The organism is Thermostichus sp. MS-CIW-15 (assembly GCF_054060575.1).
Genome location: NZ_JBSSDI010000010.1, coordinates 62,845 through 84,089, shown reverse-complemented (window position 1 = coordinate 84,089; position 21,245 = coordinate 62,845). Strand labels below are relative to the sequence as shown.

General features: G+C 61.5%; 21 protein-coding genes and 1 pseudogene. 10 read left to right on the top strand and 12 right to left on the bottom strand.

From position 1 onward, the window contains the following. Positions 1 to 207: 207 nt before the first annotated feature. The 4 genes from ACVW0R_RS05550 to ACVW0R_RS05535 form a co-directional block, all read right to left on the bottom strand. The gene (locus ACVW0R_RS05550; RefSeq protein WP_041438079.1) at positions 208 to 462 is read right to left on the bottom strand and encodes a DUF2949 domain-containing protein; all 255 of its coding nucleotides are present in this window, start codon (positions 460 to 462) and stop codon (positions 208 to 210) included. 152 nt (positions 463 to 614) lie between these two features. After that, positions 615 to 1,415, bottom strand: a complete 801-nt coding sequence (locus ACVW0R_RS05545; RefSeq protein WP_011429340.1) for a hypothetical protein — start codon at positions 1,413 to 1,415, stop codon at positions 615 to 617. A gap of 121 nt (positions 1,416 to 1,536) precedes the next feature. Continuing rightward, positions 1,537 to 2,271, bottom strand: a complete 735-nt coding sequence (locus ACVW0R_RS05540) for a low-complexity tail membrane protein (RefSeq protein ID WP_011429339.1) — start codon at positions 2,269 to 2,271, stop codon at positions 1,537 to 1,539. A 30-nt stretch (positions 2,272 to 2,301) separates the two neighbouring features. Continuing rightward, positions 2,302 to 2,520, bottom strand: coding sequence for an NAD(P)H dehydrogenase subunit NdhS (locus tag ACVW0R_RS05535; protein WP_099812483.1), 219 nt, complete (start codon positions 2,518 to 2,520; stop codon positions 2,302 to 2,304). A 105-nt stretch (positions 2,521 to 2,625) separates the two neighbouring features. Here ACVW0R_RS05535 and ACVW0R_RS05530 point away from each other — a divergent pair, with 105 nt between their 5' ends. Then, on the top strand, positions 2,626 to 3,216 hold the full coding sequence (locus ACVW0R_RS05530) for an FHA domain-containing protein (protein ID WP_011429337.1): 591 nt from the start codon (positions 2,626 to 2,628) through the stop codon (positions 3,214 to 3,216). A 1-nt stretch (position 3,217) separates the two neighbouring features. On the opposite strand, the gene ACVW0R_RS05525 is transcribed toward ACVW0R_RS05530, so the two are convergent. After that, the gene (locus tag ACVW0R_RS05525; protein ID WP_457390901.1) at positions 3,218 to 4,675 is read right to left on the bottom strand and encodes a cation:proton antiporter; all 1,458 of its coding nucleotides are present in this window, start codon (positions 4,673 to 4,675) and stop codon (positions 3,218 to 3,220) included. A gap of 327 nt (positions 4,676 to 5,002) precedes the next feature. On the opposite strand from ACVW0R_RS05525, the pseudogene ACVW0R_RS05520 reads away from it, so the two are divergent. From ACVW0R_RS05520 to ACVW0R_RS05510, 3 genes and pseudogenes are all read left to right on the top strand, one after another. Continuing rightward, a pseudogene (locus tag ACVW0R_RS05520) lies at positions 5,003 to 6,225 on the top strand (ribulose bisphosphate carboxylase small subunit). A 126-nt stretch (positions 6,226 to 6,351) separates the two neighbouring features. After that, positions 6,352 to 6,867 carry a thylakoid membrane photosystem I accumulation factor gene (locus tag ACVW0R_RS05515; RefSeq protein ID WP_228375408.1) on the top strand — a complete coding sequence of 172 codons (516 nt, stop codon included), beginning with the start codon at positions 6,352 to 6,354 and terminating at the stop codon, positions 6,865 to 6,867. Continuing rightward, a complete protein-coding gene (locus tag ACVW0R_RS05510; RefSeq protein ID WP_011429333.1) occupies positions 6,864 to 7,148 on the top strand; it encodes a hypothetical protein in 285 nt (94 codons plus the stop codon). Before ACVW0R_RS05515 ends, ACVW0R_RS05510 begins: the two co-directional genes overlap by 4 nt. A gap of 282 nt (positions 7,149 to 7,430) precedes the next feature. Here ACVW0R_RS05510 and cbiB read toward each other — a convergent pair whose 3' ends face one another. Next, positions 7,431 to 8,420 carry an adenosylcobinamide-phosphate synthase CbiB gene (gene cbiB / locus ACVW0R_RS05505; protein ID WP_099812485.1) on the bottom strand — a complete coding sequence of 330 codons (990 nt, stop codon included), beginning with the start codon at positions 8,418 to 8,420 and terminating at the stop codon, positions 7,431 to 7,433. Between the two features lie 22 nt (positions 8,421 to 8,442). Continuing rightward, complete coding sequence (locus ACVW0R_RS05500; protein ID WP_011429331.1) at positions 8,443 to 8,895, bottom strand: Rrf2 family transcriptional regulator; 453 nt, start codon at positions 8,893 to 8,895, stop codon at positions 8,443 to 8,445. Between the two features lie 88 nt (positions 8,896 to 8,983). On the opposite strand from ACVW0R_RS05500, the gene rsmI reads away from it, so the two are divergent. Together rsmI and rppA are read left to right on the top strand one after the other, a co-directional pair. Further along, positions 8,984 to 9,895, top strand: a complete 912-nt coding sequence (gene rsmI, locus ACVW0R_RS05495) for a 16S rRNA (cytidine(1402)-2'-O)-methyltransferase (protein WP_099812486.1) — start codon at positions 8,984 to 8,986, stop codon at positions 9,893 to 9,895. Between the two features lie 3 nt (positions 9,896 to 9,898). Further along, positions 9,899 to 10,639 carry a two-component system response regulator RppA gene (gene rppA / locus ACVW0R_RS05490; protein ID WP_011429329.1) on the top strand — a complete coding sequence of 247 codons (741 nt, stop codon included), beginning with the start codon at positions 9,899 to 9,901 and terminating at the stop codon, positions 10,637 to 10,639. Positions 10,640 to 10,649: 10 nt separating this feature from the next. On the opposite strand, the gene atpD is transcribed toward rppA, so the two are convergent. Beyond that, positions 10,650 to 12,083, bottom strand: coding sequence for a F0F1 ATP synthase subunit beta (atpD, locus tag ACVW0R_RS05485; protein ID WP_011429328.1), 1,434 nt, complete (start codon positions 12,081 to 12,083; stop codon positions 10,650 to 10,652). 373 nt (positions 12,084 to 12,456) lie between these two features. Then, positions 12,457 to 12,765, bottom strand: a complete 309-nt coding sequence (locus ACVW0R_RS05480; RefSeq protein ID WP_240527746.1) for a gas vesicle protein GvpV — start codon at positions 12,763 to 12,765, stop codon at positions 12,457 to 12,459. A 194-nt stretch (positions 12,766 to 12,959) separates the two neighbouring features. Here ACVW0R_RS05480 and ACVW0R_RS05475 point away from each other — a divergent pair, with 194 nt between their 5' ends. After that, entirely contained in the window at positions 12,960 to 13,454 is a 495-nt protein-coding gene (locus ACVW0R_RS05475) for a pentapeptide repeat-containing protein (protein ID WP_099812487.1), read from the top strand. A 7-nt stretch (positions 13,455 to 13,461) separates the two neighbouring features. Here the strand turns inward: ACVW0R_RS05475 and ACVW0R_RS05470 are convergent, their stop codons facing one another. Then, positions 13,462 to 13,773 carry a hypothetical protein gene (locus ACVW0R_RS05470; protein ID WP_011429325.1) on the bottom strand — a complete coding sequence of 104 codons (312 nt, stop codon included), beginning with the start codon at positions 13,771 to 13,773 and terminating at the stop codon, positions 13,462 to 13,464. A gap of 195 nt (positions 13,774 to 13,968) precedes the next feature. Between ACVW0R_RS05470 and ACVW0R_RS05465 the strand changes: the two genes are divergently transcribed. From ACVW0R_RS05465 to tenA, 3 genes are all read left to right on the top strand, one after another. Continuing rightward, on the top strand, positions 13,969 to 14,700 hold the full coding sequence (locus ACVW0R_RS05465) for an aldehyde oxygenase (deformylating) (protein WP_011429323.1): 732 nt from the start codon (positions 13,969 to 13,971) through the stop codon (positions 14,698 to 14,700). Between the two features lie 133 nt (positions 14,701 to 14,833). Continuing rightward, a complete protein-coding gene (locus ACVW0R_RS05460) occupies positions 14,834 to 15,859 on the top strand; it encodes a long-chain acyl-[acyl-carrier-protein] reductase (RefSeq protein ID WP_011429322.1) in 1,026 nt (341 codons plus the stop codon). Positions 15,860 to 16,066: 207 nt separating this feature from the next. Continuing rightward, positions 16,067 to 16,726: a thiaminase II gene (tenA, locus tag ACVW0R_RS05455; RefSeq protein WP_011429321.1), complete on the top strand. Its 660-nt coding sequence runs from the start codon at positions 16,067 to 16,069 to the stop codon at positions 16,724 to 16,726. Positions 16,727 to 16,758: 32 nt separating this feature from the next. Here tenA and ACVW0R_RS05450 read toward each other — a convergent pair whose 3' ends face one another. Next, positions 16,759 to 17,277 carry a uracil-DNA glycosylase gene (locus tag ACVW0R_RS05450; RefSeq protein ID WP_011429320.1) on the bottom strand — a complete coding sequence of 173 codons (519 nt, stop codon included), beginning with the start codon at positions 17,275 to 17,277 and terminating at the stop codon, positions 16,759 to 16,761. Beyond that, positions 17,258 to 21,166, bottom strand: a complete 3,909-nt coding sequence (locus ACVW0R_RS05445; protein WP_011429319.1) for a DNA-directed RNA polymerase subunit beta' — start codon at positions 21,164 to 21,166, stop codon at positions 17,258 to 17,260. The genes ACVW0R_RS05450 and ACVW0R_RS05445 overlap by 20 nt, the downstream gene beginning before the upstream one ends. Between the last annotated feature and the right edge of the window lie 79 nt (positions 21,167 to 21,245).

Here is a 21,245-nt window from a genome sequence, read left to right as displayed (position 1 = left end):
GTCAGCGTCGCGTAGTGACAACGGAAACGGACAGAATGCTATCGCTTCACCGCTGAGCAGTAATGCTCAGCAGTGTTCAGCGTAAATGTATCAGCCGCAGCTCACCGCTACAGGACTTTCAGGATGAGTGACGGTGGAGTCCGAAAAGGCCATACTGCAGTCTCGCTCCTCGGCCAGGAAAACAGACGGCAGCAGTCACCCTTTTTGTCAGCCGAAGGCCTTGTCTTGGAGCAGCTCCGGGTCAGCGTCGCCAGATACTCTCTCCCAAAACTGCGCCAAGTGCTGCAGGCCCACAAACCCCAACTGCCAGAGGATCAAGGCCAGGGGGCCGTGCTGCTGCCGCTGGATCTTCAGGGCCAAGGCCAGTTGTTTGGGCTTGAGGAGCTGTTGCTGCTCGGCAAAGCGGCAGAACTGCCGATCCCATTGGCTGAGGGCTTGCAAATCCGGCACAGTCAGTTCCATAGGTCTGGCTTGGGTGTAACTGGACGCTGGATCCCCTACTGTGGATCTCTTCTTTAGGGTACGCGTCTCCCTCAGCTCTCCCAAGGCGGCTCAGGGCAGAGGGCACTGAGCTTTGCCGCAGAGCTGACTTACAAGCGCTGTTGGGATAGCCCCTAGCTCCAGGGATCGTCATCGAAGGGGCTGTCCGACCAGTAGCCGCCCGACTGGGGTGGAGGAGGCTGTTGGGGTGGTGGGTAGCCGATGGGAGTAGAGGGCGGCGGCGTGGGGATGGGAGTTGGCTTTTCCATATCCTCAAGCCGCGGCAGGTCGGCGGGTTTGGGCTCAACACCGAGGCTCCTCAGCTTGGCCTGAGCTTCCTGTATCTGGGCGTTCAGCTCTTCCAAGTACGCCCGGTAGTGGTTGGCGGCTTCTAGGTATTGCTTGGCTTTGCGCTCGTTATCTTTGATGACGGCCTCTAGCTCTTTGTTGCGAACGGTGTAATCGGCCTCTTGGTTGGTGAGGTTTTCGATGGCCTGGTTGAGCACAGCCCGCCGGCGCTCCAGTTGGGCCACGATCTCCGACAGTTGCCGTTCCCGCTCGCTGAGGCTGCGCTCGCGGTTTTGCGTTTGCTCCAGTTGAAAGGCGGCCTGGCTCAGTTGTTCACGTAGGTACATCACTTGGGGTTCAGTCTCGTTGCGCTCCTGCTGCAACTCGAAGACCCGCGCTTCTAAGTTGTCTTTTTCCTGCTGCAGCACTTCCCGCTCGTTCAAAAGACGGGTGTAGAGCTGGTTGAGGAAGTCCACCTCCATCACCACCTGGCTGAGCTGGGTGGCGTATTCCCCAACCAATGCCAACTCCCGCGCGAGGTTTTGGGTTTCGCTGGTGGCTTGCTCGGTGAAAAACTGGGGAAGCTGGGTGGTTTCTCTGAGGCGTTGGGTGAACTGTTTAAAGCGGAAGGAAAAGTTGCTCGCCATTGCCGGTGCGGTAGCCTCGAAGATCAGGAGAACGCCGATGGTCAGACAACAGTCTCGATCCCATCCACTCTAGCATCGAGCTGCAGTTTCTTTGGGGTAGAAATCCGTCCCAGCAACCTGTCTAAGTGAAGTCAGGGGTCGTTTCCGGTGTGGCAGCCTCCCGTCCTTCGGATTCGGCATCTGAGCCTGCAGCTTCGGCTACTTCTACTTTACAGTCGAGTCTCTGATTTCCATCTTTTTGTGCCTGCGATGGGACTGCGGCAATCCGGCGCAGCAGCCGTTGCAACAGCGGGGTGTGGCGATCGCCAACAACGGAGAAGCGGCTCTCGATCTCCTCAGCAGGGATGGGATCCAGTTGGGCCAGCTCCGGCTCGCTGAGGAGAAGTACCCGTATTGCAGCAAGGGGGATCTGCAAGAACAGGTTGGCCCCCCAAAACCCGAAGGCGGCTATGGCCAGGCCGGCCAGACGGGTGCCGTTGCCAGGGGTGAGGGGGGCAAAGAGGGGGGCGAAGTCGTAGAGGCGCTCAAAGACTTCCAGCAGCAGGAGTGCCGCCAATAGCGTCAAGATCTTGTGTTCGGGGCTGAGGAAGGCAGCCAAAATGCGGCGTTGGTCGGGGGTGAGTTCCTCGGGAGGAACGGCGGCCACCCACAGGCTGAAGACATCGAAGGGCTTGCGCCACTGCATGGCAAAGACTGGCCCAATGCCCGCCACGGCCACTGCGGCCTGCTCTACTCCCACCGACAGGAGAGGATCCCCGGTGGCCAACCCAATGACGGTTAGCCCAATCCACAAGGGGAAGAGGAGGATCCCGGCGGCATGGATCCAAAGGAAAGGTTCCTGCCAATGGCTGCGCATGGGGAAGTTCTAGAGGAAAGCGGAGCGGAGCTAGCGGCGGGACTTGTCCACCAGTTCCAATTCCGAAAGGCGGAAGGTAACCAATTTATCCCAGTTGCCCCCCTCGAAGAGGACAGCGGCATGGTCGTCGGTAACCCGCTGTACTTGTCCTTCAAAGAGGTAGTAGGTATCGTTGGGATTGATGACCCGCACGGCCACGCCAGGGTAGATGGGGGGAAGTTCCTGAAGAAGGGAGGGAGTTGCAGTCATGGCGGCTGTTTACGATTCCTCGCGGGTGGCTAAGCCCTATCCTATCATTATGAAGGAAGGCCCTTCTTCTGCCGAACCTTTCTCTGGCAAAGCCAACCCCAAACGATGCCTGCTGACCCAGCGTCTTCCCCCTCCCAGACTTGGCATGTGCTGGTGATCGATGACGAGCAGGGACGGCGGGCTGTGGCCCTCAGTGCCGCCACCTATTCCATCGGCAGGGATCCCAGCAACGCCATTGTCGTCCATTCGGCGGCGGTTTCTCGGCAGCACGCGCTGCTCTTGCGGCTGCCGCAAAAGGGCGGTGGCTACACCTACCGGCTGTTGGACGGCAATATCGAAGGCAAGCGCAGCACCAATGGCATCTCAGTAAACGGGCAGAAATGTCTGAGCTGGGATCTCAAGGATGGGGATCAGATCCAGTTGGGGGATCAGGTGCGGATGCAGTATTGCATTCGCCAGTTGTCGAACGAAGAGTTTCAGCGGTATCTCCAGTCTGTCAGCTTTCGCAGCCTAAAGGCGGAGGTGGTGGATCGGCGCTCCACAACGATGCAGCGGTTTGACCCGCCCTCGATGCGGGTGATTTTGCCCCAACAGGAGAGGGCGGAGAAGGTTGAAGACGTGGGATCCCGCCGTCGCAACCCGCTGTGGCTGCTGTTCCAGACGCTCTGGGGACGTTTGGGGAGAAAGTCGAGGTGATTCAACTCTCAGGAATGCCCACCTGCTCTGAGTCTGAGCGAGCTGATGGGGTTTCGACGCGGTCTTGCTCTGATGCTTCTGCCTGCAGATCCAGGAGAGAAGGAGGAGAGTCTACTTCCCCGATCAATACTCCCCGCAGCCAGAGGGGGGCGATAAAGGTGGTGGCGATCACCATGACGATGATGCTGACGTCGAGAGCCTCGGAGAGAACCCCGCTGGCCGCTCCCACGCCGGCAAACACCAGGCCCACCTCGCCGCGCGGGATCATGCCCACGCCGATGGCATAGCGGTTGATGCCCGGCTTGCCGAACGCCCCCAGGCCGGCGGCCAGCTTGCCCACAATCGCAACGCTAACCAAGAAGACGGCAATGATCAGCCCCTCGCGGTTGGCGGGGAGGGTGGGGTTGAGCACGGCGAGGTTGGTTTTGGCCCCGACGCAGACGAAGAAGATGGGCACCAGCAGGTCGGAAACGGGCTTGATCTGTTCTTCTAGCTCCTGGCGCTTGTCGGTTTCCCCTAGAATTAGGCCGGCGGCAAAAGCGCCCAAAATCGCCTCCAGGTGGATCACCTGCCCTACGTAGGCCAACAAGAAAGCCAAGACCAGAGCGGGCAAAAGGGGGTTGCCGCGGGCTTTCAGGTTGTTGAGGAGAGCCACAAAGTAGGGGCTGAGGAGTCGCCCCAAGACGATAGAGCCGACGAGAAAGACGACAGCGCTGACGACGATGAGGCCAACATCGGCGACGTCAACCTCTCCGGTTTTGGCCAAGCTGGCCACCACCGCCAAGATGATGATGCCCAACACGTCGTCCAGGACGGCGGCGCCGATGATCACCTGCCCTTCGAGGGAGGTGAGTTTTTGCAGCTCGGCCAAGACGCGGGCGGTGATGCCAATGCTGGTTGCCGTCAGAGCCGCCCCGGCGAAGATGGCAGGGATGACAGGCACGTGAAAGAGGTAGAGCAGGCCCAGTGTTCCCGCCGCAAAGGGCACAGCAACCCCAATAACGGCCACGGCCGCCGCCTGCGGGCCAACCCGCAACAGTTCCCCCAGATCCGACTCAAGACCAATTTCAAAGAGAAGGATAACCACCCCCATCTCCGAGAGGATGTCGATGATCTGGCTTTGGGAGGAGAACACCTGCACCAGGGATCCCTTGTCAAGACCCGCGGTGGCCTGCAGAATCTGCATCAGAGCTGAGGACTGGGCCAAGGTAGGCAACGCCTCGGCAGAAAGCGGCCCTTCGGGAAAAACCAGTAACCCCAGGCCAGAACCGCCCACCAACACCCCTCCCAGCAACTCTCCCAGCACGGGGGGAAAACTCAGGCGAACGGCCATTTCTCCGCCAACGCGGCTGGCCAAGTAGATGACCACCAAGGCCAGCAGCACCGCCACCAAGATCAAGGGAGAGAGGTTGTCTCCCCCTGGCGCCTCGACGGGAGCGGCGGCTTCGACAGCCAGCAACACAGAGCTTAGGCAATTCAACAGCAAGATCTCACCCTTAGATGGACAGCTTTTCGTCTAAGCCGGCCTGACCAGAGCGCCAGAAAAGCTTGTGTTGCCATCTCTGGGGCCGCCCTGCCGGAAGACTGTTACAAAAACTAACCTCCCGCGTAATCCCATGGCAACGCCCATGTGGGCACTCTTTCCCCTTGCCGATAGTCCAGATAATTAGCACTTATCTGGAGTATTGTCCCTGCTGCCCGCCGAGAATTGGGCCGAGGAGGGGCAGGGGCCAACTTCCCAGAACGACAATGGAGGAAATAGAAACTCTCGCAACCAAGCTCACCGATGAGCTACTACATCCCCCCCACCTTTCTTAAAGTTGTCGCCCTGCACCTGACCAAAAATCATCTTCCTCTGCCCGACGTGCCCGTTCCGCTCATCTTGGGCATCCACGGGCGCAAGGGGGAGGGCAAGACCTTCCAATGCAACCTCATCTTTGAGCGCATGAAGGTCTATGCCGTCCACATCTCGGGGGGCGAGCTGGAAAGTCCCGACGCCGGGGATCCCGCCCGTATGATTGCCTGCGCTACCGTGAAGCTGCCGAGCACATCCGCAAATTTGGCCAGATGGCCGTGCTGATGATCAACGACCTGGATGCCGGCGCCGGTCGCCTGAACAGCATGACCCAGTACACCGTCAACACCCAACTGGTGAGCGCCACCCTGATGAACATCGCCGACAACCCCACCAACGTGCAGCTTCCCGGCAGCTACGATCCCAAGCCCCTGCCGCGGGTGCCCATCATCGCCACCGGCAACGACTTTTCCACCCTCTATGCCCCCCTCATCCGCGATGGGCGCATGCGCAAGTTCTACTGGGAGCCCAGCCGCACCGACCGCATCCACATCGTTCACGGCATTTTTCAAGCCGACGGGCTGTCTCTTGAGGAGATTGAGCGCCTGGTGGACGCCTTTCCCGAGCAGGCCATCGACTTTTTCGGCGCCCTGCGCGCCCAGCTCTACGACGAGCAGGTATGGCAATTTATCCAAGAAGTCGGCCTGGAAGGGATTGCCTTTCGCCTGCTCAAAAGCAAAGAGGGCGCCCCCCAGTTTCCGCCACCGCGATTTTCTCTGGAGCAGTTGATCCAGGCCGGCCACCAGCTCAAAGCCGAGCAACACCAAGTAGAAGCCCGTCGCCTCTCCGAGGAATACCTTGGCCTCCGGCGCTCCGCTCCTCAAGAGCCGCCCCCCGCTTCCCCGCCATCCCCTCCTCCTGTGGCTGCCAACTCGGCCGATCCTGCCCCAGTTTCCCTCAACCCAGACGTGCAGGCCCAGCTTCGCCAGATCCTGGCCCAAGGCTATGAGATCCTGGTGGAGCATGCGGATCCGCGCCGCTACCGCGTTCATTCCTGGCAGGAGTGTGGAGTTGCCCACCTGAGAGAATGGGCCGCTGCCTGTCAGGCTGTCGAGCAGTGCCTCAGCCGTTTTCCCAAGGACTACATCCGGCTGGTGGGCGTAGATCCGGTGAAAAAACAACGGCGGGTCGAGGCCATCATCCACCGCCCCTGAGACTGAACCGGGGCAAAATGGCACAATGAGAGAGCCTCCCCTCTGCCCGACAATCCTCCCTGGATCATGCTGTTTTGAATCATGCTGTGGCTGCGTCTTCTCCTGGTAGCTTTGTGCGTCGTGTTAATGGGCTGGTTGTCTCCGCCTGCCCATGCTCTCCTCAACGACGACCGCTACGACGGCAACATCTTTGCCCTCTATGGCTCCAACGGCGGCATGATCCCCCCTCGTGTCTCCCTGAAACAGGCCAAAGAACAAGGGATCCCGGCCCTGCTGGTGTACTACATCGACGACAGCAGCGACTGCAAAAAATACGCAGCCACCCTGGCCAACCTGCAAGTTCGCTATGGCTGGGGAGTCTATTTCATTCCTTATTCTGTCGATTCCCTCCTGCCTGGGGATGAGCGTGGCCAATACTACAGCGGCCAAGTCCCCCAGACCCTGCTTTTTGACTCCCAGGGCAACCTCGTCTACCAATCCATTGGCAACCGCCCCATCACCGAAGTGGAAAACGCCATTCGCGCCCTCTTCCAGTTGGATCCCGTCCCCCCAGGGGTGATCCAAGCCAAACCCTTCAACGAGATCCAAACCGGGTTTGCCGGATCCCGTTCCCCCGCCCCCCCAGCCGAGGCGCAGCCGTGACCGCTCCTCCCGATTCCCCCGATTCCCTTGAGGCTCTGCAAGCCAAGCTCGAGATCTTGCAAGCGCGGCTGGCCGACCTGCGCGAGCTGGAGCGCCTATCCCAGCTCTCCCCCGAACACTGGGCTGAAATCCAGGCGGAAGTCAGCCAATTGGAACAACGTCTGCAAGCCTACCTGTTGGAAGTGTTTAACCCCGTTCCTGCCACCTTTTGGCAGGTGCTGCGTTTTGGCGGCCTGGGCCTGCTCCTCGGCATTGCCCTGCAGCGCTGGGCGCTGAGCTAGCACCCGTTAAGATTAAAAGCCCTTGGATCCCGGAGCTCCTTCCCATGCGCATGCGACGCTCCAGACCGTTCAGTTTTGACTGCAAGACCTCGCCTTTTCTGCCTCTGTTCGGCTTAGGCAGCTTTAGCTGCTTCTGAATTATCCTAGTGTTGCGGGCACCAGAAACGGCTTTTAAGGCACTGGGAACGGTCGATTGGGGCTGCTGTAAACCAGCCCAGAGGTCCGCGGTCGGTTTGCCGACTGCAGGGCTACTAAAAGCTCCTGACTTTAGTCTGGAGTAGTTTACAACCCCTCTCCTAGAGGGAGAGGAGAGTTGAGAACTAGAGTTACTCCCACCATCCAACTTCCCCACACCCCCAGAACCTGCCTCAGCAGCCCCAGACTCTCCCGCACCACCTGGGGGCTCAAGGGACGAGCCGGGATCCCCACCTTGGGCTTCTCTTTGGGGATGCCGCGATAGAAATTGGTGCCTCCCAACTGGATCTGCAGCCGCCAGGCAAAGGCCGCCTCGCTCCACCCCGAATTGGGGCTGGGATCCGCCCGCCCGTCGCGGCGACAGCGCTGCCAAAATCCCCAGGGATCCCCGCTGAGCAGGGCCAGGGTCAGCACCGTCAGGCGACAGGGCAGCCAGGTCAGCCCATCCTCACAGCGGGCCGGCACCGTGCCCAGGTAGGTGAAGGGGGCATGGCGGTAGCCCACCATCGAATCAAGCGTGCTGCTGGCCTTGTAGGCCAAAGCCAAGGGCGCCCCTCCCAAAAAGGCATAGAACAAAGGGGCCGTCGCCCCGTCGGGGGTATTCTCGGCTACCGTCTCGACCACCGCTCGCAAGATCTCCGCCTCCGTCAGGTGCTCCGTATCCCGGCCCACGTAGCGGCTTAGGCGCTGGCGGGCCTGCGGCAGATCCCCCTTTTCCAAGGGATCCAACACCTCCAAGGCGGCAAAGCGCAGGCTGCGCCCCCCTAGGCAACTGGCCATCAGGATGATCTGCATCAGGATCCCTGCCCAGGGATGGAGAGCCTGGGCAACGGCGATCAGCCCCCAGCCTGCCGCGTAGGATCCCGCCAGCAGCGCCAGGGTGAGAGCTGCCCCGCCCCAGCGCTGGGCCGCCGGCGTTGGGCAGCGCCTGAGAATGCAACTCTGGCCCCAGGCGATGACCGCCCCCATCACCCGCACCGGATGGGGCCACCCCCAGGGATCTGCCAACCAGTAATCCAGACCCAAAGCCGCCGCCAGCACCAGGGGAGCGGCTGGCTGACTCGGAAAAAACAGCAAGGTCTCCCTCCCGCAGGCGCGATCAGACCACAAACCCTCCCCCCTGACTTTGGGCTGCCTGCCAACTGCGGGCGTCGAAGTAGAGATCTTCCAGAGTTGTTTCCTCCAACACCTGCTCCACCCGCTGGGCGATCCGCCGCCAGAGGGCCTCCGTTACCCAGTCCAGCCCATCCGCAGAGCCTTCCTGCTGAGCCCCTGCCCTCTCAGCCGGGAGAGGATCCAGAGATTCTCCCACCGCCGCCAAAATGGCGCTAATTGGGATCCGCCGCGGTGCCCGTGCCAGCCGGTAGCCCCCCTGCGCCCCGCGCTGCGAACAGACCAAGCCAGCCTGGCGCAGCTCGATCAACAGCTTTTCCAGATAGGGGGCCGGGATCTGCTGTCGCTCGGCAATGGCCCGCACCGAGGCCACCTGGCCAAGCATCGCCAGATCCAGCAAAGCCCGGATGCTATAGGTAGCTCGCGTGGTCAGGCGCACCTGCTTTCTCCCGCCAATCTTCCCCGATCCTGCCACAGGGATCCCTTAACCTGGAAAGCAGTACCCGCTTAGCTCTGGCCTTGTCGAGATGGAGCGCCCCACCGCCAGCCTCTACTTGGTGGCCACCCCTATCGGCAACCGCGAAGACATTACCCTGCGGGCGCTGCGAGTCCTACGGGAAGTGGACTGGGTGGCGGCAGAAGACACCCGCCACTCCGGCCAGCTTCTTAAACACTTTCAGATCTCCGCCCGCCTCATCAGCTACCACGAGCACAACGCCGCCCAGCGCATCCCGCAAATCCTCAAGTATCTGGCGGCAGGGCAGTCGGTGGCCCTAATCAGCGATGCCGGCACACCCGCCATCTCCGATCCAGGAGAGGAACTGGTGCGCGCCTGTATCCAAGCTGGGATCCCGGTGATCCCGGTGCCTGGCCCGGTAGCGGCAGTGGCCGCTTTGGCTGCTTCTGGGCTGGCCACAGGGCGGTTTGTCTTCGAGGGGTTTTTGCCGCTCAAAGCCAGCCAACGACAAGCCCGTCTGCAACAACTGGCCCAAGAAGAGCGCACCGTCGTTCTCTACGAAGCCCCCCATCGCCTGCAGCAAACCCTGCAAGATCTCCTGGCTCACTGCGGCCCCCGGCGGCAGATCGTGCTGGCCCGCGAGCTGACCAAGCTGCACGAGTCCTTCTGGCGGGGATCCCTGGCCGCCGCTCTGGAGCACTGCGCCGCCCAGCCGCCGCGGGGGGAGTTCACCCTTGTTCTAGAGGGGCGGCCTGCCTCCGAAAAGGGCGAAGAAACCTCCCCCTCGGAAGCGGAAGTTCGCCAGGAGCTGGCCCGCCTGCTGGCCGAGGGCCTTCCCCGCTCCGCTGCCAGCCGCCAACTGGCCCGGCGCTTCCAGGGATCCCCCCTGTGGACGCGGCGCCGCCTTTACGATCTCTGCTTACAACTGGAGCCCCCTCCCTCCCTGGCCCCTCCGGCAAGCGACGACGAGACAGAATCCTAGAGCATGGCGCGCATCTTGTTGGTGGACGACGAAGTGGAGCTGGCCGATTCCCTGGCCCAGCACCTGCGGCGAGAGGGCCACAGCGTGGACGTGGCCTACGAGGGAAACAGCGCCTGGGAGCTGCTGCAGAAGCCCCCAGCCCCACCCTACGACTTGCTGGTACTGGACTGGATGTTGCCGGGCCTGTCCGGCCTCTCCCTCTGCCAACAGGTGCGACAGGTAGATCGCGCCACCCCCATCCTCTTCCTCACCGCCAAAGATACTCTCGACGACCGGGTGGAAGGGCTGGACGCCGGCGCCGACGACTACCTGGTCAAGCCTTTCGAGCTGCGGGAGCTGCTGGCGCGGGTGCGAGCCCTCTTGCGGCGGGCTGCCGGCCCCGGCGAAGGGATCCCTCGCCTGCAAATTGGAGACCTAGAGCTGGATCGGGAGAACCAAGTGGCCTACCGCCAAGGACGGATGATCCACCTCTCCCAAAAAGAGTTCCGCCTGCTGGAGTACTTCATGGCCCACCCCGGCCAGTTGCTCACCCACGAGCAGATCTACGAGCGGGTGTGGGCCGGCGAGGATCCCCCCAGCAGCAACGTCCTGGCTGCTCAGGTGCGCCTGCTGCGGCGCCGCCTCCGTCTGCCCGGCTCCCCCGAGTTGATCCACGCCGTCTATGGCAAAGGCTACCGCTTCGGGCCTGTGGCCGAGGATCCTCAGCAGCCGCCAACCCCCCTCTCCCCCTGGGAGAGGGGCTGAGGGTGAGGGATTACTTGGACTTGAGCTTCTCCGCCTTCTCGATGGCCTCCTCGATGGTGCCCACCAGATAGAAAGCCTGCTCCGGCAGATGATCCAGTTCTCCGGAGAGAATGCGCTGGAAGCCTTTGATGGTGTCCTCCAACTTCACGTACTTGCCAGGCGAGCCAGTGAAGACCTCGGCCACAAAGAACGGCTGCGACAGGAAGCGCTCGATGCGGCGGGCGCGGGCCACCACCAGCTTGTCCTCTTCCGACAGCTCGTCCAACCCCAGAATGGCGATAATATCCTGCAACTCTTTGTAGCGCTGCAGCGTTTGCTTCACCGCCTGAGCGGTGTTGTAGTGCTCCTCGCCCACAATGTCTGCCTGCAAGATGGTGGACGAAGAATCCAGGGGATCCACCGCCGGGTAGATGCCCTTGGCCGCCAGGCTGCGCGACAGCACCACCGTCGAATCCAGGTGGGCAAACGTCGTCGCCGGCGCCGGGTCCGTCAGGTCGTCGGCGGGCACGTACACCGCTTGCACCGACGTGATGGATCCCTGCTTGGTGGAGGTGATCCGCTCCTGCAGGTTGCCCATTTCCGTGGCCAAGGTGGGCTGGTAGCCTACCGCCGAGGGCATGCGGCCCAACAGCGCCGACACTTCCGAGCCAGCTTGCACAAAGCGAAAGATGTTATCGATAAACAGCAGCACATCCTGCTTGTTGACGTCGCGGAAGTACTCCGCCATCGTCAAGGCGGTCAGGCCCACCCGCATACGAGCGCCCGGCGGCTCGTTCATCTGGCCGTACACCAGCGCTACTTTGTCCAGCACCCCCGATTCTTTCATCTCGTTGTAGAGGTCGTTCCCCTCGCGGGTGCGCTCTCCCACGCCGGCAAACACCGATAGGCCGGAGTGCTCCTCGGCAATGTTGTGGATCAGCTCCTGGATGAGCACCGTCTTGCCGACGCCGGCGCCGCCAAACAGGCCCACCTTGCCACCTCTCTTGAAGGGGGCCAGCAGGTCGATCACCTTAATGCCGGTTTCAAAGGGCTCCGGTTTGACGGTCAGCTCCACAAAGGGCGGCGCGCTGCGGTGGATGGGGGCAAACTCCTTGGCTTGCACCGGCTCTCCTTGATCCACTGGCTCCCCCAGCACGTTGAAAATGCGACCCAGGGTAGCCTCGCCCACCGGCACGGTAATCGGGGCACCTGTATCCACCACTGGCATGCCCCGCACCAAGCCATCGGTAGAAGACATGGCCACGGCCCGCACGCGGTTATCCCCCAAAAGCTGCTGCACCTCAAAGGTGACTTTGACCTTCAATCCGCTTTCGGTCGTCGCCTCCACCTTGAGAGCGTTGTAGATTTCAGGCAGCTTGCCGCTGGGAAACTCGGCGTCGATCACAGGTCCAATGACCTGAGTGATGTAGCCAACGTTGGTCGCAGTAGCGGTGGCAGTAACCATGGTCGAGGCTCAGCTCCTTGTGTACTCAGTTGCAGTTATGGACTCAGCGATGCCGGATGGAGTTTCAGAATGGGCCATGAGAAGATCTCGGACTGGGCGGCTGGATCCCGGTAGCAAAAGCCAACAGGTCTACCCCTGGACTTCGGTCTCGCGGCTCGGTTCTCTTCTGCCCAAGGGTACCGCTTCAAGGCCAATACAAAACCCTAGCTAATGTCTTAGGGGTTAGACTACTGGGTTTTTGAAGCGGTTGACTACCCATGCCGCCATACAAAAGGTACCACAAGGCCGTCCCAAAGGACAGAACGGGGCTCTAAACCCAGTTTTTTGCTCCTTTGGCAATGGCTTTGGCTTCCCCACTCGGCAGGGAACTGGCTCAGTACTCAAAGGTCATCGGCGGGAAACGGGAGGAGGAGAAGCGGCCAGTGCCCGGTTCTCGAGCAGCGGCGGGATCCCGAAAGCTCTCTGCCTCCTGCTGAAAACGCTGTAGCGCTTGTTCGATTTCCCGGAGCCTTGCTTGAATTTGCCCTTGCCGTTCCTGAATGAACTCCAATTCCTGGTTGAGCCGCTGCTTTTCCACAGTGAGCTGCTGCATCTCGGCATAGAGAGCCGATTCGGTTTTGCGGCGAGGGATCGAGCGTAACTTTGGGCGGGGCCGGGAGCGGGGCACGCGGGGCAAGCTCATAACAGAACAAATGGGATCCAGAGAAAAGGGCGTTGCGCCCATCCTAGCGCGCTCTCGCAGGCAAGAGGGCTGATGGCCTTGGCAGATGTTCGGATCTGGAGGCATGGCTGATAGGCGCCGCCTGGAGGATGTGCGCCCTTGGCGGCAACCCTGTTCCTCGGTAGGATCCGACTTGTCTAGGATGGGGAAAAGCAATGGTCGAAACCGCAGCGGAACTGTTGCAGCGCTATGGCAGCGGCGAGCGGGACTTCAGCAACAGCCAATTGGCCGAAGCTGACCTGGCCGGTGCCGACTTGGCCGGGATCGACCTGGGCGGAGCAACCCTCCAGCAGGCCAAACTGGCCGCTGCCAACCTGGAGCGGGCCTACTTGAGCGGCGCCGACCTCAGCCAAGCCGATCTGCAGGGATCCAACCTGCGCCTGGCCAATCTAGAAAAGGCCAAATTGCAGGGATCTCGATTGCAAGGGGCCAACCTGCGCGGCGCCAACCTGACCGCAGCCGACCTGAGTGGTGCCGATCTCAGCCAGGCAGACCTGGCGGGGGCCAACCTCAGCGGCGCCAACCTGAAAGGGGCCAACCTCAGCGGCTGTAAACTCAAGCTTGCCAACCTGCGGGGAGCCTGTTACGACACGGCCACTCACCTAGAAGCAGATGTCGCTCCCGCCGAGTTGGGCATGGTTTCCGCCTAGCCTGCGGCTAGTTGTCCTGAGGCTCCAGATCCAAGATCTCCTGGATCTCGGCATCGGTATAGCCCACCGCCCGCAGCTTCTCTGCCACCGCCTCGATCTCCTGCGCCGACAGATCGTGCTGGCGTACCCGATCCCAGAGATTGGCCACAATCTGCAGCAGCAAACGGCTGCTTTCCGCCTCGAACAGCTCAAAAGCCGTCGCCATCTCGATTGCCTGCAACACCTCCTCGGCGCTGCCAATCGGCTGATCGAGGGATTGTTCCTCCAGATCCACCAGCAACTGGCGCAGCTGATTCAGGCCCTCCCCAAGAGCAGACATACCCCCGGCTCCTCAACGGCACCTGAGCACTCACCCTAACAGGCTTGCCTCCCTGGGCAAAAGGGATCCGATGAATTCCGCACCACCTGAGGCTATTCTGAGTAGAGGAACAATTTAGTGGCAAGCGCCAGGATTGTTGAAGGGCCGGCGAAGCGGTTCACAACAATCTACAACTACAAAAGGAGATGCACGAGTATGGCCCCAGCGAACGTCCTGCCCAACACCCCCCCGTCCCCCACTGATGGGGGCGGCACTGCCCTAGACTACAGCAGCCCAAGGTATCGGCAGGCCTACTCCCGCATCAACGGTATTGTTATCGAAGGCGAACAAGAAGCCCACGACAACTACCTCAAGCTGGCCGAAATGCTGCCGGAAGCTGCAGAGGAGCTGCGCAAGCTGGCCAAGATGGAATTGCGCCATATGAAAGGCTTCCAGGCCTGCGGCAAAAACCTGCAGGTGGAACCCGATGTGGAGTTTGCCCGCGCCTTTTTCGCGCCCTTGCGGGACAATTTCCAAAGCGCCGCAGCGGCAGGGGATCTGGTCTCCTGTTTTGTCATTCAGTCTTTGATCATCGAGTGCTTTGCCATTGCCGCCTACAACATCTACATCCCGGTTGCCGATGACTTTGCCCGCAAGATCACCGAGGGGGTAGTTAAGGACGAGTATCTGCACCTCAATTTTGGGGAGCGCTGGCTGGGCGAGCATTTTGCCGAGGTTAAAGCCCAGATCGAAGCAGCCAACGCCCAAAATCTGCCTCTAGTTCGGCAGATGCTGCAGCAGGTAGAGGCGGATGTGGAAGCCATTTACATGGATCGCGAGGCCATTGTAGAAGACTTCATGATCGCCTACGGCGAGGCCCTGGCCAGCATCGGCTTCAACACCCGCGAGGTAATGCGCCTCTCGGCCCAGGGTCTGCGGGCCGCCTGACGCAACTCAACTCTGCCTGCCGATTGGTTTTCCGGCCTGGCTGGAACGCTCCCTACCCTCTCTGGGTGCGGACATGTTTTGATGGGATCCGGATGGAGCTCATAAAGTTAAGTATCGAAGTGAGTGAGCATCTATGTTCGGCCTGATCGGGCACCTGACCAGCCTGGCCCACGCAAAACGGGTGGCAGATAAGCTGGGGTATTCCGAATATGCGGAGAGCGACCTGGAATTTTGGTGCATGGCTCCGCCTCAGGTGGTGGACGAGATCGTGGTGACCAGCATCACGGGCCAAAAAATCTATGGCCAGTACGTCGAATCCTGTTTCCTGCCGGAAATGCTGGCGGGGGGACGGGTGAAGGCGGCCTGTCGCAAGATTTTGAATGCGATGGCCTTGGCGCAGCGGCGCGGCTTGAACATCACCACCCTGGGAGGATTTAGCAGCATTATTTTCGAGAATTTTCGCCTCGACACCCTCAGGCGGGTGCGCAACATCGACCTGGAAATTCGGCGTTTTACCACCGGCAACACCCACACGGCCTATATCATCTGTCAGCAATTGCAGGCGGCGGCCCAGCGCTACGCCATGGATTTGGCAGCTGCCACAGTTGCCGTGGTGGGGGCCACCGGCGATATCGGTAGTGCCATCTGCCAGTGGTTGGTAGCCCACACTTCCCCGGCCAAATTGCTGTTGATAGCCCGCGAGCGGCGACGCCTGGAAGAGCTGCAGGCCAAACTTAAAAAAGGGGAGGTCTGTTCCTTGGAAGAGGCCTTGCCCCGCGCCGATTTCATCGTCTGGGTGGCCAGCATGAGCCAAGGAGTGACCCTCGATCCTCAGGTGCTTCCGGATCCCTGCGTGATCATCGACGGTGGCTACCCGAAAAACATCGCCTCCAAGTTGCAGCGCAAGGGGCTGTACGTGATCGACGGCGGCATGGTGGAACACTCTCTCGATATCGAGTGGAATATTATGCAATTTTTGAATGTGGCCAACCCGGCCCGCCAGCTCTTCGCCTGCTTTGCCGAGGCGATGCTCCTGGAGTTCGAGGGCCTGTACACCAATTTTAGTTGGGGCCGCAACTTGATCACCCTAGAAAAGCTGGATTTAATCGGGCAACTGTCCCGCAAGCACGGCTTCCGTCCCCTTATGCCCGAAGCCTAGGTTTAGCTGGGCTGACCCCCTGAAAAGCGGTAACTGAGAGGAGGGGCAATCTGAGACAAGGAGATCCCCGCCCTAGCGGGGGTAGGGATCTGGAATCGAGATACTCACGTCCAACTTTCCGGCCACAGGGCACCCAAAGAGTTTCCCCCACACCCAGAGATCTCAATCAGTTGAAAAGAACCCCAGAAACGCCGCGAGAGAGCCACCATGTCTCAATCTTTTACCGCCCACCTCTGGCAGACGATCGAGCCCATCTACCAACAGATCTTGGATCACCCCTTTAACCAAGAGCTGGCCGCAGGCAGCCTCTCGCGGCAGCGCTTTCAGTTCTATCTGCAGCAGGATGCTCTTTATCTCACCGATTTTGCCCGCGCCCTTGCCTTGATCGGGGCCCGTTCCGAGGGGGCTGAGCGGGTGGTGAGTTTCTTGAACTTTGCCCTGGGGGCCATTGTGGCCGAGCGCAGCCTGCACGAGAGTTACTTTCGCCTCTACGACATCCAGCCGGAGACAACCTACGCTCCTGCCTGCTTCGCCTACACCCGTTTTCTATTGGCTGCGGCTGCCTTGGATCCCTACGAGGTGGCCATGGCCGCTGTGCTGCCCTGCTTCTGGATTTACCGTGAGGTGGGATCCGCCATTTACCGCACCGCCAAGCCCAACAATCCTTATCAACAATGGATCGACACCTATGCCGGGGAAGAATTTGCCCAGGTGGTGCAACAGGCCCTGGACATCACCGACTCCTTGGCTACGCAGACCACAGCGGCGACGCGGGAGAAGATGACGGCTGCTTTTGTCACCGCCTCTCGCCTGGAATGGCTGTTCTGGGACAGCGCCTACCGCCTGGAAACCTGGCAGCCCGCCTGATCCCCGCCGGGCCTGGCGGCTCAGCAAGGTCGTCATGGCCATGGCATGTGGTTATGGTCCAACGCCAAGATGACCCGCACCTGGGTCAACAGCTCCAGCTCTTGTCTCAGATAGCCCAGGCAGGTCTTGGCTTCTGCGGCGGTGGGGCGGTTCTGCGGCGGCGCGCAGCGCATCACGGCTGAGATGTAGCAATCCCGCAATTGCAGGCCATCTTCCCGGTGCAGAGAGATGGGTTGATTGGCAAACCTGGCCCGGCGCAGAGCGCGAAATAGCCAATCCCCGCTGGGATCCCCCGTAAACACCCGCCCGGTGCGGTTGCCCCCATGGGCTGCCGGCGCCAAGCCGATCACCCACAGCCGCGCCTGCACATCCCCAAACCCCGGCACCGGTCGGCCCCAGTAGAGCTGGTCACAAAAACGGGCCACCTTTTGCTGGGCAACCGCCTCTCGCCAAGCCACCAGGCGGGGACAGCGGCGGCAAGCGACGATCTCAGCCTGTAGCGCCGCCCAGGGCTGGTGATCCGCCAACGCCTCACTCTTCTTCTCCCTCATCCTCCGTCGGCTCGTCAACGGGGGTGGAGTCGTCGATGAGCTGGTCGTCATCCAAGATCAGGCGAGGCGGCAGCTCTGGCAGCACAACAGGCTCCTCCTCTTCCTCCGGCTCCGGTTCTGGCGCCATCTCCTCGTAGGTGCTGAAGCCCGTGCCCGCCGGGATCAAGCGCCCGATGATCACGTTCTCCTTCAGGCCCCGCAGCCAGTCGGACTTGCCTTCGATGGCCGCCTCCGTCAGCACCCGCGTGGTCTCCTGGAAGCTGGCCGCCGAGATGAAGCTGTCGGTGTTCAAGCTGGCCTTGGTGATCCCCAGCAGAACGGGCGTGTACTTAGCCGGCGCCCCGCCGGTGATGGCCATGGTAGCGTTGGTCTGCTGGATTTCCCGCAGCTCCACCAGCTCGCCGGGCAACAGGACGGTGTCGCCGCTGTCGTCCACCCGCACCTTGGAGGTCATCTGGCGCACCACAATCTCGATGTGCTTGTCGGCAATCTCCACCCCTTGCGAGCGATAGACGTTCTGCACCTCGTTGACCAGGAAGCGCTGCACCTCCCGCAAGGCTAGCCGTGCCGCTTGGTCGTCGCCCAAGGTTTGGCGATGGTACTCAAAGTAGATCTCCAAGAGGTCGTGGGGGTTGGCCGGGCCGTCGGTCAGCGGATCCCCCACCTGTACCGGCTGGCCATCGACCACGATCAGGTTTTGCCCCGGCATCACCGAATACTCGGTAACCGTACCATCGGCTTCGATGACCCGCAGATCCGGCTCTTCTCCTCGCCAGCTCAGTTGCACCGTGCCGGGCCGCTTGGCCAGAACACACATTTCCTTGGGTTTGCGGGCCTCCAACAGCTCCTCGATCCGCGGCAGACCCTGGATGATGTCCCCCGTCTTGGCCCGCTCAAACACCAGGAGGGCCAAAGAATCCCCCCGCTGCACCAGATCCCCATCCCGCACCTGCAGAATGGCACCCGCCGACACCAAATAAGGCCGCGCCAACCGCAACACCACTTGGCCATCGGCGATCTGCATCACTTGCCCCGACTCGGGGGCAGGGATCCCCGGCGCCAGCTCGTCGCCGGCCCGCACCAGCGCTCCCACCTCGACGCTGGCTTGGCCCGTCAGAGGCACCGTCAGCAGGTCGTCGTCGGTAACCACCAGAACCCGTCGCACCACCTCCGCGCCCTGGCGGATCCCCTGCACGATCCCGGCTTTTTTGGCCTGAATCTCGGTGCGGGCGATAACACCCCCCCTGCCGATACTGTCTCCTTCGCTCACCAACAGCCGCGTGTGGGTACTCCCCTGGGTTAGATCCGCCTCCACGTCTCGGCGCAGCAGCAGGGTTTCCAAGATCACCAGTTGCAGGCGACGGATACTGGGATCCTTCTCATCTTGGATCAGTTCAATATCGGCCTTCAGTTGCGGGGCGTCGGTATCGATCTCCAGCACCAGTTGTGTGCGCAGCAGTTCTACCGGCCCCACCGACTTCACCCGCTCCCCATCCTTGAAGGGAACGCGCTGCACCGCCCGCAGGCGAATGGAGCGGCCAGACTCGCTGGTAGACTCTTGGCTGGGCACCACCGGCCGGTCGGGGATCTCGTACTCGTACACCGGGCGCAGCAGCAGGCCTGGCCCTTCAGGCGTCTCCACCTGCTCCAGATAGACCAATCGGTCAGGGACGATGCTGCTGAGCAGCTTCTGGCCCGGCTGGATTAGCGTGCCGGTGGGTATTTCCAGGTCGGCGGGGTCGTCCACCAGATGCAGGGATCCGGGCTTGATGACGATCTCCCGCAGGATGTCGTTTTTCTGGATAACCTCGACGACGCCAGCATTTTGGCAGAAGATGTCCTTCACCACCTCGGTGCCGGCTTCTACGTACTGGCCATCCTCCACGTTCAACAGGGAGATGTCCTTGTTCACCTCGTGGGTCTCCTCCGGGATCCACAGCAAGGTGCCGCCCCGGATGACCTCATAGCCCTGCTTCGCCTTGCCCCGCCGGGCCACCTCGACACCGGCAAACTTCACCAGGCCGCCCGTCTGGGTGCGGAAATTGTTCTCGATCAGCTCCGCCACTACCTCGTCGTTGCCCACTTTGGTGCCCGGCGTGGCCTTGAGGACAAAGGTCTGGCCGCTGGCCGTATCCAGCAAAAATTGCTCCCGGCCCTGGTGGGATTCCACCCGCACCCGCGCCTCGTGCAACACCACCGCGGCGTTGATGATCTCCACTTCGCGCCCACTTTTGGTGTCGCTGCGCTCCGGCAGCCGCACGATGCCGCCGTGCTCGGTTACCAGCGAGGTCTCAGCGATCACATCCCCCGCCTGCACCCGATCCCCGTTTTTCACCACCGGCTCGGCCCCCGGCGGCAGGTTGTATACCTGGCCGGACATCACCCAGATCAACCCTTGCCGCTGCGCGGTGCAGGTGGTGTTGCCCTGGCGGTCGGTTTTCTCCTCGATGGGCAGATCGGCAAAGCGGATTTCCCCCGCCAAGTCGGCCACCACCTCCTTCTGGGCTTTCTCGGTACTCTTGCGCACGGCCTTGGCTACAGTCACTTCCGCAATCAACTGATCCCGCTGCACCTGGGCCCCGTCCCGCACCAGCAGAGTGGATCCCTGCGTCATGTCGAAGACTTCCCGTTGTCCGTCTGGCCCTTCCAGGACAATTTGGTTGTTCGCTTCTAGCTGCAGGGCATCGTCGCCGTGGCGGGTGCGGAAGGGGCGGGTGCGCAGATTTTTCGGGAACCGCACCACGCCAGCAAAGGGGGCGCGAATTTGGCGGGCCACCTCCCCGGTAAACACACCTCCCGTGTGGAAGGTGCGCATGGTTAACTGGGTGCCCGGCTCCCCAATCGATTGAGCGGCGATGATCCCGACCGCCTCCCCCAGATCCACCAGCCGGGAGTGGGCCAGGCTCCAGCCATAGCACATCCGGCACACCGATCGGTTGGCCTCGCAGGTGAGGGGAGAACGCACCATCACCTGCCGGATGCCGGCCTCCACAATGGCCTTGGCCAAGTCGTGATCCACCTCTTGGTTGCGGCGGGCAAGGATCTCCTGGGTTTGCGGGTGCACCACATCCCGCGCCAGCACCCGGCCCACCAGGCGCTCCTCCAGCGACACCACCACCTTGTCCGCATCCATCAGGGGTTCCAGCAGGATCCCTTGGTCGGTGCCGCAGTCGGATTCCCGCACGATCACATCCTGAGACACGTCCACCAAACGGCGGGTCAGGTAGCCAGAGTCGGCAGTGCGCAAAGCCGTGTCCACCAAGCCCTTGCGCGCCCCGTAGGAAGAGATGATGTATTCGGTAACCGTCAGGCCCTCGCGGAAATTGGTTTTAATCGGCAAGTCGATGATCTCCCCCTGCGGGTTGGCCATCAGGCCGCGCATGCCCACCAACTGCCGCACCTGCGAGACGTTCCCCCTCGCCCCCGAGTTGGCCATCATGTACACGGAGTTGAGGGGATCGTTCTGGCGGAAGTTGCTGAGCATCTCCTCCTTAATCTGGTCGTTGGTCTGGTTCCAGGTATCGATCACCTTTTGATAGCGCTCCACCTCGGTGATCTCGCCGCGGGTGTAGCGCTCCGTGGCCGCCTCGATCTCCGCTTCTGCCTGGGCCAACAACTGCCGCTTGCTGGGTGGAATGCGCAGATCCTCGATGCTGATGGAAACGGCAGCCTGGGTGGCGTATTTGAAGCCCAGGGCCTTCAGAGCATCCGCCATCTGAGCGGTGCGGGCGGTGCCGTAGCGAGCAAACGACCAGGCAATCAGATTGCGCAGCTCTTTTTTGCCGATTTGATAGTTGCGAAAGGGTACAGGGGGCGGCGGGGTCTTGGCCTTGGCGCCATCGGCGGCCTGCCGGACTAGACCGGCGGAAAAGCGTCCTTTTTCGCTCATAATGCCTCGGTGATAACTCTGACAGTTCTGGACAAGGGGGCAGGGATCCCAGCTACCCATCGACAAGGGCAACGTCCAC